This window comes from Neobacillus pocheonensis (assembly GCF_050477905.1).
GTDB classification, from domain to species: domain Bacteria; phylum Bacillota; class Bacilli; order Bacillales; family Cytobacillaceae; genus Neobacillus; species Neobacillus pocheonensis_A.
On record NZ_JBCNAD010000106.1, the window covers coordinates 1 to 11,582 of the forward strand.

Annotated in this window: 12 protein-coding genes; 5 read left to right on the top strand and 7 right to left on the bottom strand. The window is 43.2% G+C overall.

Translation table 11 applies throughout. The annotated features are described in order from the left end of the window. Nucleotides 1-368 precede the first annotated feature (368 nt). Both ABES02_RS29570 and ABES02_RS29575 read right to left on the bottom strand, forming a co-directional pair. Nucleotides 369-875, bottom strand: coding sequence for a hypothetical protein (locus ABES02_RS29570; protein WP_430141578.1), 507 nt, complete (start codon nt 873-875; stop codon nt 369-371). Between the two features lie 2 nt (nt 876-877). Continuing rightward, nucleotides 878-1,981, bottom strand: a complete 1,104-nt coding sequence (locus tag ABES02_RS29575; protein ID WP_430141580.1) for a hypothetical protein — start codon at nt 1,979-1,981, stop codon at nt 878-880. Between the two features lie 629 nt (nt 1,982-2,610). Here ABES02_RS29575 and ABES02_RS29580 point away from each other — a divergent pair. The 4 genes from ABES02_RS29580 to ABES02_RS29595 all read left to right on the top strand — a co-directional run bounded on the left by ABES02_RS29580 (nt 2,611) and on the right by ABES02_RS29595 (nt 7,879). Continuing rightward, nucleotides 2,611-3,318, top strand: a complete 708-nt coding sequence (locus tag ABES02_RS29580) for a hypothetical protein (protein WP_430141582.1) — start codon at nt 2,611-2,613, stop codon at nt 3,316-3,318. Between the two features lie 738 nt (nt 3,319-4,056). Next, nucleotides 4,057-4,818: a hypothetical protein gene (locus ABES02_RS29585; protein WP_430141585.1), complete on the top strand. Its 762-nt coding sequence runs from the start codon at nt 4,057-4,059 to the stop codon at nt 4,816-4,818. Nucleotides 4,819-5,939: 1,121 nt separating this feature from the next. Beyond that, nucleotides 5,940-6,221, top strand: a complete 282-nt coding sequence (locus ABES02_RS29590; protein WP_430141588.1) for a hypothetical protein — start codon at nt 5,940-5,942, stop codon at nt 6,219-6,221. Between the two features lie 1,022 nt (nt 6,222-7,243). Further along, nucleotides 7,244-7,879: a SprT-like domain-containing protein gene (locus ABES02_RS29595; RefSeq protein WP_430141601.1), complete on the top strand. Its 636-nt coding sequence runs from the start codon at nt 7,244-7,246 to the stop codon at nt 7,877-7,879. A 57-nt stretch (nt 7,880-7,936) separates the two neighbouring features. Here ABES02_RS29595 and ABES02_RS29600 read toward each other — a convergent pair whose 3' ends face one another. The 4 genes from ABES02_RS29600 to ABES02_RS29615 all read right to left on the bottom strand — a co-directional run bounded on the left by ABES02_RS29600 (nt 7,937) and on the right by ABES02_RS29615 (nt 10,230). After that, nucleotides 7,937-9,112 (bottom strand): hypothetical protein, encoded by a 1,176-nt coding sequence (locus ABES02_RS29600; protein WP_430141590.1) that lies wholly within the window; start codon nt 9,110-9,112, stop codon nt 7,937-7,939. A 29-nt stretch (nt 9,113-9,141) separates the two neighbouring features. Beyond that, nucleotides 9,142-9,465, bottom strand: coding sequence for a hypothetical protein (locus ABES02_RS29605; protein WP_430141592.1), 324 nt, complete (start codon nt 9,463-9,465; stop codon nt 9,142-9,144). 106 nt (nt 9,466-9,571) lie between these two features. Next, the gene (locus tag ABES02_RS29610; RefSeq protein WP_430141594.1) at nt 9,572-9,835 is read right to left on the bottom strand and encodes a hypothetical protein; all 264 of its coding nucleotides are present in this window, start codon (nt 9,833-9,835) and stop codon (nt 9,572-9,574) included. Between the two features lie 62 nt (nt 9,836-9,897). Further along, a complete protein-coding gene (locus ABES02_RS29615; protein WP_430141596.1) occupies nt 9,898-10,230 on the bottom strand; it encodes a hypothetical protein in 333 nt (110 codons plus the stop codon). Between the two features lie 15 nt (nt 10,231-10,245). On the opposite strand from ABES02_RS29615, the gene ABES02_RS29620 reads away from it, so the two are divergent. Continuing rightward, nucleotides 10,246-10,422 carry a hypothetical protein gene (locus tag ABES02_RS29620; RefSeq protein WP_430141598.1) on the top strand — a complete coding sequence of 59 codons (177 nt, stop codon included), beginning with the start codon at nt 10,246-10,248 and terminating at the stop codon, nt 10,420-10,422. 738 nt (nt 10,423-11,160) lie between these two features. On the opposite strand, the gene ABES02_RS29625 is transcribed toward ABES02_RS29620, so the two are convergent. Beyond that, on the bottom strand, nt 11,161-11,430 hold the full coding sequence (locus ABES02_RS29625; protein WP_430141599.1) for a hypothetical protein: 270 nt from the start codon (nt 11,428-11,430) through the stop codon (nt 11,161-11,163). Nucleotides 11,431-11,582: the final 152 nt, after the last annotated feature.

Here is an 11,582-nt window from a genome sequence, read left to right on the forward strand (position 1 = left end):
GGCTGGCCGTCTGCTTCCCGCAGAATTCTCTCCTTGCTCGGTATGCGGGCTTCATCGATCCCGGCTAAGGCCGATAGCGCAGCGTACCGGTCTTACTCCCCCCTCTCGTTGCTAAATCATTTAATGATTAAACGATTTACTACTCTATAACGAAAAAGCAGCACTATTGTAACTTCAATAAAGAGGGGGGTACCATCATCCCGGCATCTAGCCTCGCCTATCAAGGTAAGACGCAACTGTAACGTTAGCATGAACGGCTCTTCCGTTCAGATCCCGCAGTTTGCAGAGACGAAGTTTTTCAACAATGTCTATAGCCATTACCGCTGTGCTGGATCGTAAACAAAAAAAACCACCGCATAAGCGGTGGTCTACCATTCCCCGAGTTTTTCCATAGCAGCTAGTACATCTGGATCGTCTTCATCCTGATTAGTTTCAGTCTCATGAACTTGTACCGTTTCCTTTGCCACCGCCGATTCATCAGTGTACTGATCAATTGAAGGTCCATTGTTAGGCAGGGAGAGTCCCTTCATTGCCTCTTCAAGCTTGTTTATGCGGTCTAATATAGGTTCATTCCCTTTTCTAACTGCTTCTTCTATAATCGGCAACAATGATCTTGGATCCAAGGGAGTTGAATCGCTTTGGACTAAACTTTGTTGGATTACATTCTGCAGCAAGGGAATGAGAGAAGAAACATCTCCCACTCCCCCTGCTACGTTACTTTCCAAACTCGGATCAGATTTCATTTTCAATGTGATTCCATCAATGATTGCATCAGTCGGACTTTCAAGTGAGTTCAGATAATCCGCAAGCCCTTGGTCGGTTTTTCTTAGTCTAAATGTTACTGTTTTCCCCGCCGCGTAAATCGCTTTCCCCATAATTATGCACCAAATTTCTGTTTAGCATATTTCCAATAACCTAGAGCATTTTGCATCTGAGGATCCTCATTATCTATAAATGACAACGAAATTTTACGTCTTTTCATTTCTTCATCAAGATGCTTTCTTAGAGCCTTTGCTCCACCACCGACAACAAAAAACTGAGAAATTTCAAAGTGATTTGCCCAAATATTATCCACTTTACTTACGATCTTCTTAGCAAAAATACTAAACTGCTGGTCAACATAAGAACTAAGATCTGTCTGCGTACCCTTGATACTGAAAGACAAGCTATTAGCCTCAAGCTTCTCCACAAGTTGTGAACGAGTCATTTTCACACCATGCTGCTCATTGATTAAATTAACAATTGCGTCCAAATAGTTTGCAATTCCTTCATTAATACCACTTGAAGCCTCATTATCAGGTTTTCCATTGCTCACTACTGGGATATCAGTTGTAAATGCACCAATATCGATCACTCCACATTGTCCAGTAAGCAGCTCTTTATTTCTAAATTTCCTACCTGTTTCATCAAAAATTTGATTCAAAGCAACAGCAACACCTTCTGGAATCATCAACACATCATCGATGATGATTTTAACTTCCCGATCCTTTAGAGCCTGCGAAAGAAACTTCACGTTATACTCGCCAATAAGCTTCTTCCTAAAGCGCTCTCTATCGCTCGTAAACTCCGTGATTGGCAAGCCACAAGCCAGTTTGAAATGGGCTTCTTTTTTTCCTCTCTCAACGTCCAGTGCTAACATAGTAATGAGCGGTATAATTATGTTCGGGTTGTCGGCCTTCGGTGTTCCTGGCTCTACCACCTGTTCCCCGTTACGGCTTGCCAAATCTCCGACAAAGAACCGTCCGTTAATAGTGTCACTATGTATCACAACATCCAAATCATTAAGGATCCTACCTTTTTGATCATCATTCAGCTCTTCAAAATCACCATTTAAACCAAAATCTGCGATTCCAAGGTCCTTTCTAATTTCCTCCATCATTCGCTGAGAAACAGAGTTTTTCAGTCTGAAAGTTGCATTTCCACCAAAGGCAATCTTTAAAGAGTCGTTCCCCAGATCTGCACCAACTGTTTTAGCCGCCATTTCATTTCTACCTCCTAGAATTAAGAACTTATATCCTTATTGTAAAACATTTTGCAAGACATGTCAACAAAAATGTAAAACATTATGCAATACAATAGTAAAACAATTGCAATACATCGAAAAAAAATGCATTACAATTTGTAAAACATGCAATCCCAACTGCAAAACAAATGAGTTTCTACGAGTTAAATGTAGTAACACCCAGGAATATCGCTATACTAAAGCTATTCTAGCGCTAGACATGTGATTAGTGATAGACATGAAATGCTCTTTTTACGTCAATCGCCATATCATACTACTTCTTTTTTAAATAAAATACTCGTTGATTAATACTATACTAGCACTATAATATAATTATACCAAACTTAATAGATTCAATAGATGAGAAAGACATGAAGATAGTGATAGACATGAAATCCTTTATTTATAAGGATTTTATTTTCAGATGATGATATTCCCGGATTATACAACAAGCAAAGATGAAACGGAGAAGTCCTATAGATGTGCTATAATAGAAGGGAGTTGAATTATTGAACTCCTATTGTATATATAGACATGAGACTATTGGTAGACATGAAATGTAAGTGAAATAAAAAAATAACATCCTCGAAAAAGGAGAGATATTAAGAGTGAATCAACAATATTGGCAAGCTACGGCCTTAGCAAGTGAGATAAAGGTTCATTACACGACAGTAAACAACTGGTTCAATCAGATGGAGGATAAACGCATTCATTACGTAACACGAGCGCAAGACGGTGATAGGGTATTTGATGAGCTTGATCTAAAAATCGCTTTTTACATAAAAGCGAAGCGAAATGAAAAATGGAGTCTTGACGCTATCTATAATACTCTACACGAAAACATTGAGACTCGACCATTTCCAGAAGATTTCATTGCAGGTCCAGATGCTACACAACTTGCAACGATAGAACATATGAAAGATATGTTCAGCAAGGAATTTAGAGCATTGTTGGAGCATGAGCTGTCCCTACAACTTGCTGAAATTAACAATGCAATGGCCCAAATGGCAGCATCAATTCAAAGTCTACCAACGGGAATAACACCAGAAGAAGAAGCTAAGCGCCTTGAAGCCGAAGAGGCAAGAAGACTCGAAGACCGGGATAATCGCATGATTGATATGATGACTCAGAATCGAATTAATAACACTTTGAAGATTGAGGCGCTAGAAAAGTGGGCCAAGTTGCCCCCAAGCGAACGTTTAGTAAGAACCGGGCTATTCCGTAAAGAGGATGATGCTGTTAAGAGGGAAAAATTCGTATTAGAGTACCAGCAGGAGCATTTCGATCAGCGATTGAAAAAGGAGACACAAAAATAACAAGATCATGAGCGCTCCCAACATAGGGAGTGCTTCTTTATTTTAATTGCAGATCGTGAAGATCCTATCCCTCCGTACATATTTGTTTCTCAGCCGCCGCGGCTACTGCCGAACCGCGTTACTGCTCACTCAAAATGTCATGATTTGCAGCGCTCGATGTTCATTCGGAGTCGTAGCGCCAGTGCCGGACAACCGGCTTCCGAATCGATGGTCAGAGGCCAGCTGCAGACGGCTGCCTCTCTAGCGCGTCAGGATGCGAAGCGCGCCGCGGCCGCCGCACATAAAAACACTCCATTCTAAAAAGACATATGCCTGGCTAAAATACCGCTTGTATTCGGATAGAGCATGGAGCTTATTATAAATTGATGTAAATTGATTAAAATTAAGATACAAATTAATTTCATCAATTTACATCAAAACCAGTTGGTGAAAACAAAAATTCATCAAATTATCTCAATAACGATTGATGAAATTAAAATTCTCATCAAATTATCTCAATAACGGTTGATGAAACAAAGTAGGGGGGGCCAGGTTGGAAGGAATCGTGAATTTTTATTTAGATTCTTTAATTCTAGCGCGCACAGCGCGACGATACCTGCTCGGACGGCATACGGCGGTGCGGATGCGGTTTACAAAGACAGTTTACAGGGAATAAATAGAATTGAGAGACAAGCAGAATTATAAACGGACAAAACTTAGGGCTATTCTGAATTAGTTAAAAGGAGAGATCCAGTTGTAATGTCTAAAAAGCAGAGTACAGGAGTAGACTTTAACAAAATCACTACAATAAAATTGGGTGAAAGCGCTGTTGATGGACTAGGAAGATGGTCGGCTGGGTTGATGAAGCCCCTTGGCATTTCTAGGCTTCCATTCGAGGAAGGCGCGATTCTTTTAACCATTACAGAAACCGGTGTGGGTGATTCCTGTCAAGTTTATTTTAAGGACGAGGACCAACGAGTAAAATGCGAGATATACATTGATAAGAGATTCCATACTCAATGGTATATTAACTATCAGCGCTTCTATTTTAACACGGCTAGCAATACACTTGAGTCAATTCCGGACTCACCTTCGGACTTGGCTCTCATTGGCCAGATGAGCACAATCTTGTCACATGCACTCGTCTATATCGCGATGTATCATGATGACCCGAATCTCGTGCTGTTCCTCAATAAATATGAGGTGACATTAAGAGTCCCTGCAAACGCTCCGACCGCTCCCGGAGATATAGCAACCGTGAAGCCTATATTGGGATTCGGCAACCCGATTGCGCTGGATCCAAGGAAACCATTAGGCGGACAAATTAGCACGCATCTTAACAACTATTATAAGGAGTGGATTTACCGCTCTCTTCCTGCATTGAAGGGAAAAACGCCTATTGAAGCATCCAAGACACCGGAAGGGCGAAAAGAACTGCATGAATTGTTTGAATATATGCGAAAAATGCAGTCCCCGATTCCTTTCCCATTTGATGATGTGAAGAAGGCTCTTAGCTTATAAATACAACCAAACCAGAGTTTTACAGGCAGTTAATACTAACGCTGGAATGAAGTCTGCAGCTCACCGGCATTCACCGACTAACGCACGCGCCGGTCATAATCAGCATTGATCCACGACCTAAAAGGCCGCGGTGTTCCGGGATCGCCAGCAAGCCAGCGGCGGTGGCCCTAATGTCTTTTATCCAATTCGGGATAGAGGTAGAAGAGATAAGGACGATAGTAGCAGCTCCGCGGCAGCGTCCCAATGGAGATATCAATCAAACTCTGATTTCAGCTCGAATCTGGTAGGAAAGCTTTAAAGTATTATTGCATATATATAAATTACTCTGATCCTGCCCAAATCCACAGGCTATGTAATGAAATCGGCATCATTTAAGGATCGGATTGCCGACCGTATACATTCCTACGGAAAAACGGAGTGAACTAAGACCGTACAACCAAAGATACGGTCTTTTTAATTTTAGCACGAAACCAGGATATGATTGGCTTGCCAAGTTGTGATAACTGCAAACCTTCTTCGAAAACAAATACCAGCATAACAATACGCAGCTGCAGTTCAAACGGTTCAACAGCTGGGAACTAACAGATCGATCCGATCCGCTACATACAGAAAGCATCAACTAATTACTAAATCGGTTTTCGCTTAAATCTTCTACGTGAGCGCATTTCCTTCTACAAGCTCCTCCCGGGGGGCTACACCCACATCCCTAACCCTCCGGGTTTAATTATTCATTCATCATTTCTGTGTTTATTTTCATTCATTCGAGGCGATATTGGATAGTGTGGATCTATAAAAATATCAATCGCTATGTGGATAATCAACGCTTTGTCACCGATAATATCCACAGCGCCAGGATAAAGGATGAAACGCTATCGCGTTTCTTTAGATTTTAATCATCCTCCCCGCACCCACCCCTACATTTAAGGTGAATTGCTGGGTCTGCGGGATTCGTATTGTCTTTCGTGAGCGCAATTCACCTTATCCCGGAATGTAGTTGAAAAAAAATATTCAAAGGCGGCATCGGTGGCCGCCCATCGGGATAAGGGGTAAAACATACCCACGCGCTCTACCGAGCGCCAGCTGCACATAGGGCTTGTCGCCCCGGATTGGTTACGGTTCCTATGACCAATCCAACACCACATTTTACAGCTGCTTCTCAAACCGTGGTCTTACCTTCCTTGAACGGTTTCCAGCAAGGTTCTAACGGTAATTTACCACGTACTTTTCGGAACGGTCGTTATCTTCGATGGAGTCACATCGGTCGGATAACACTTCGTTTTGCCTTACGTTGGACTATAACGTTTTATGTGCCTGAACACGCCCAACATGCCCCCGCCCGTGCAATTGTCATCACGACAGAAGGTAGACGGAAGCAAAACCGGCTTCACTTAGCGATTGGTTAGATCGCCAGTGGCTACGACCGAAACGTAGCAACCCGGAAATAACCGTATACTTGGGGTAAGGCTCCCTAATATACGATAACAGGGGATTAACGTGGTATCCTGTCACTTTGATGCAAAACCACGGAGCTGCGCGCGCTCATCCCTGGCTTGGAAAACCTACTCTCGAAAAAGACAATAGGAAACTAAGCCCCCCGAAGTCCGTTTTTTAACAAATTTTGTTAAAACCTGAAACGGCCCGGTGCGCCTGGGATATGAGGTTATTTGGATGTAAATGACGATGAAATAGGAGTACCGAAAAAAGGCAACAGAAAAATAAGCCTCTATGTTCCCATTTTTTTTCAAAAATGGTGGGTGAGGACTGGACAGCCTTTATTCGGTTTTAGCGGCCAGGGAGTATGTACGGATCCTTTCTTTGCACCGGATGGCCCGAGTCCGGCTGATTTTAACAACCAAAAAAGCCCTGATTCTCCGATCTTGCGAACGGGGAACCAGGGCTTGGGTTTCATGGCTAGAAAAATATCCTGAAATATCCTGAAAAACCAATGATTCTTTACCTATAAAAGCATACAAAACGGCTTGTCTAGTAGCGTTCCGTATGATAATATAAGGGTATACGTGATCTATAAATCATCACAATACACCTATTTAAAAGAGTCATTGTTTTTAGCGCCTGTTTCAACCGATGTTCGAGATCGGATGGAGCAGCTTAGAGCCTAGGAAACTCTAGCCGCCTGAAACGGTGACTTTTTTATTTGGTTGTCAAGGTATGGTATCTGCAAACAGAAAAGATTCAACACTATCAATATAGCACATTGACTTTCTAGTGGGAAGTCGAAAAATAGGAAAATTCATAAACGAATAGGAAAAAAAGCTCAATTTAGGTCGAATTACCTAATTGTTGTCACCATTTTTTGAATATGCATTTTCAAAATTGAATATGCATATTCAAAATTATATAATCATTTTATAGAGAAATCGGGGGTGTATGGCCTATATCCAATATAAAACTTGTAACCGATGAGCTGCATGTAGCTTTCCGTTGCCTTAATAATACGTATTTTGGCGACCAGCTGCCGGAACCGGCCATAACCATCCAATCCAGCGGTAAGCGAAAATTTATGGGTTGGTGTACAGTCAAGCCGATTTGGCGTGATCGCAGCGGATCGATGAAGAAATACGAGATCAATATATCTGCAGAGTTTTTGAATATCGAATTTTATGAAACGATGACCACGTTATTGCACGAAATGGTTCACTTGTATTGTACCGTTAACGGGATCCAGGATACTTCGCGCGGCAATACATATCATAACAAGCGATTCAAGGAAGAATGCTTGCGGCGAGGTTTTTATTACCGAGATGATAAACCCGATAAACGGAACGGCTGGTATAATGCAGTACTAACGGATCAGGCCAAAATAACTATAGATACATACCCTATTAATCGGGATGTCTTTAAGATTGCTAGAGATACTTACGACATGATGCCTTCCGACGATGAAGAGGAAGAAGAAGAAAAGGAGAAAAAGGATAAAGAGAAGCGCCATAACTCTATCAAGTGGATTTGCCCTGTATGTAATATGTCTGTCCGATCAACCAAGGAAGTCAATATCATTTGCGGTGACTGTCACGAAAAAATGGAAGCCGAGATCGAATGATATGACCGACCGCAAAATAAAAAGCCCTTATGAGCCTTTTAGGCTTTGGGGGCTTTTTTACTTTTGCGGTTCGAGCGGGGAGTTGGTATTTAATTCTTTATAGCCTATAAATTCTACTGCCTCAAATGTCCCCGGCCTGCATTTAAAGTTCTTTCGATATTCTCCATCCGGGCGATGCTCGGCAATAAACGAATAAGTGTATTGTTCCGTACTCAGCTCGACGACAAGTTTGCCATCATCTCGCTGCGTAAGCACACTGTAATCAGCGGGACACATATAGCTGTAAAAATACTTCAAATCATCATCATCCTGCATCGCGACCTGCAGCAATTCCGGATCCCAATAGTACATAATTTCTTGATCCACCCAATAAGAGGCTTGCCGCATCTCGGCCACAAAGTGTTTCCACTTATCGGAAGCATAAATATTTTGCAACTCGATCCGTTCTTGTTCCTCACGCTCCTTCATGTTTCGCTCGATGTCGGATATGTCAAAGGGCATCAGCATTGCGTATTCAATTTCCTTGTTTTTCCTTTCGTTTTCCATGCATCCCCATTCATCCATGATGAGATACGGCAGCATGATCTTTTGGTTATGCAGTTGGTGGCGCTCAATAAGCAGCTGCCCTGTATCATTCACGACAAACCCCTTTAAGCCATAAGCTAAGTTCTCTGCGTCCCGTTCTTTTAAAAGCATTTCGATCTTCCTTATTTGGGGATCGGTTGCCTTAATATTTTGCACCATCAAGCGGTGCGCCAGCTGTTCCCGGTCCGGCTTGTGGTTTGCGATCCATAACCAATCCGCTGTTTTTCTCCGGAACTTTTTTGCCTCCAAGCGTGCAATAACGGCCGCCGATGGCTGCTCATCAAAGCGTATCGTAAGTTTGCGCGTCGAACGATTAAGATCTAGCGTCACGCCATTACTGGATTGCGGGTATACTTCATTGTCCAATCGTTTCAGCTTGGAAATGAATAAGGTATGCTTCTCCCCTTTGCGAACAACTTGCGCCTTTTTAAGCCATATCGGTCCTCTACCGGATCCGTTCCAAAATTCCGAAAATGTCCGGATTACCGTTCCCCGGTGCGGCTCCCCTGTGTTCTCATCCGTCCATTCCACGTAACAACCGGCTTTTACGTAGTGCTTAATACCATCCTCAAAAGCGAAGCTCGGTTTAATTTGTTTGTTGTCCAGCAAGTATACAAAATCAATGCTTAATTGTTCTGCAGCAGACATAGGGCTTCTCTCCTTTCCGGATCCAAGAATTATGCAGCAGTCTTTAACAGCTCGGGCCAGAGATAGTCCAGGTTTTTATCGAAAATCATCCCGATGTAATCCTTCTTCACTTCATTCGGTACCGGCTTACCGGTTAACATGGCATCATCGATCATCCACCGGTGAGCGCTGGCCTTAATCGTATGCGTAATTACGCCGTCCAGTTCGTAATAATAATGGCCATCCAGCTCGAACAGCTCCCCTTTGCCTCGATACGTATAATCCTTACACGCCAGGCGCGGCATTTCGTCAACCGTTTCGCTAAAAGCCAGGATTTCCTTTTTCGTCATTTCCCATGTTTGTTTCATATCCATCATTCATCCTCTCGTCTTCTGCAGGAGAGAGCGCCAACTGGCCCCCTCCTCCTAGCGCTGGCCAAGAATTCACCTTTCTGTACTTGGGAAGCTCTTGCCTCGATGTTTAATCGCGCGTTTCGCTCTGCATGATTTTGTCTGCCAGATCCCAATAGGCATCCTCATTGTTATCAATCAGTTCAGAAAGCTTATTGTACTGTTCGCGGCTGATTTCGATGATGTCTGTCTTTGGTGCATCCCATGAATAGCCTTGAAATTCATGGTAAAGCATGATGCTTTCAGACGTTTCAGCGTGTCTATTTGGATCATGCAAGTAAATAAACTGGAAATCTTCGTCGCGCTTGATGTTCATAAAGAATCTCATATTCATCGCTCATTCCTCCAAATCGAATTGAAGTTTCAGGGGCCGTGTGGCCCCCTCCAGCCTGCCTTTTACACATCGTAACCGGCACGTTTTGTAACAAAAACACGATCCGGGCCAGCGGCGAAGAATATTGCTGCATGGGAGAATGTGTCTCCCGGAAACCGGGAATGACTGGCGTTAAGCTCGTAGTGAGCGTTCGTCATGATTTCGGCAACTTCGTCCGGGTCACTAGAGGCAAAAACATAAACATGCGTCCAGCTCGTACCGTCCTTCGAAACATGCTTCCAGTGATTAATTAACTTGGGCAGCTGCGGCTTCACAATACGATTTTGGCGCGCCTTCATTTGTGCCACCGCTTTGCCGATCCGTTTCTTTGCTTCTTTCGAGAACATGATTTTCATTCGGGATCAACCTCCTTGGGGGTATGGCCTTTTGGCCTTAATCGAATATCCGGATTCGCTTGTCGTTCTAGCCCGAGCGGCGATGAGCGGATTGCCTTTGCCGGTTTGATGAGCATAGCTGCCTGTGCAGGCAAGCGCGATGCGTATAAAGTTTTCAAAGGGCAGAACATCCGTTTTTCGAAGCCGTCTTAGCCACGTTTAACCATGCCGGTTCTTGGAGTGCAAGGCTGCCCGCTTGCCGGGATGGCGTTCTCGAAAGAGATAAGCCACCTTGCACGTATAGGTTCGGAATGGTTGGCTATACAGACGGATTCGAAAAAGCATCGGATGTGTCCGGTGGAAACACCTGGAGCAGAGCGCCCCCTGCAGAGCCTACCTGCGAATCGAACCGGCCCTCCCCATCGAATTTGCTTGCATGGAACTTCCATCTTTCGACATGAATTGGCGGGTTTTGCCGCCCTCTTTGAACTTCCCCAATGATTTTATCGATTGTAAGCGTTTAATTTTCGTTTTTAACAGTTAGGCGGTATAAAACCATTCGACAAATACCTACAACGCCTTAAAATGGCATTTCTGTCCGTGAGAGAATGAAAAATCCGGGTGTTGTATGATGCATACTACAACAAAGTGATAGAAACTCTATTAATTCCGAACTTGGCCAATCGGAAATAGACAGGTTTACGAGATTCAAAACATGGCAAAACTAGAATTAAAACAAGCATGGAGGTCGATGACAATGGCCATAAAAAATAGAGCCGAAGCAACGCCGCGGCATCAGTTACCGGCTAAAAACTGCCGGGAATGTGGTTGTAGAGTAAACAGCTCACGCGAAATATGGAATGAGCGTTATGGATTGTGTTCCCAATGTTTTAAAGCATATAAAAAAATCGGGAAAGGCTTGTCCAGGTATTTCGGCTGGAAAAAAAGTATTTAACAATATTCAACATTACCATCCTTACGAACCGGCAAAATCCGTTCCTTGGCTTTATATTTATCTTGAAAATAATTAATGATATCCGGATGGTTAAGTGCCATTTCAAGAATATCTTCGGCCAAATGCGTATGAAACTGGCCACAAGCAAGCGCCAAACGTTTCAATTTGAATATGGAGTCATCCGTCAGTTTCGGTAATACTGCATTGGTACGTTTGCTCCGATCCGTGCCGTTCTTGGTCTTGCCTCCTCTTCCCTCTTGCCTCATGTCACAACGTCCTTTCCTCTATGGTTTCGCCTAGTAAATCATTTAATATTTAGTCATTTAATGATTTAATATGCATCGGGGGAGAGAGCTATTCCAAGAAATTTCGCAGCTGCCAGCCGGATACGGGTGGCAGCTGCCGCGCGGCCGAAGCG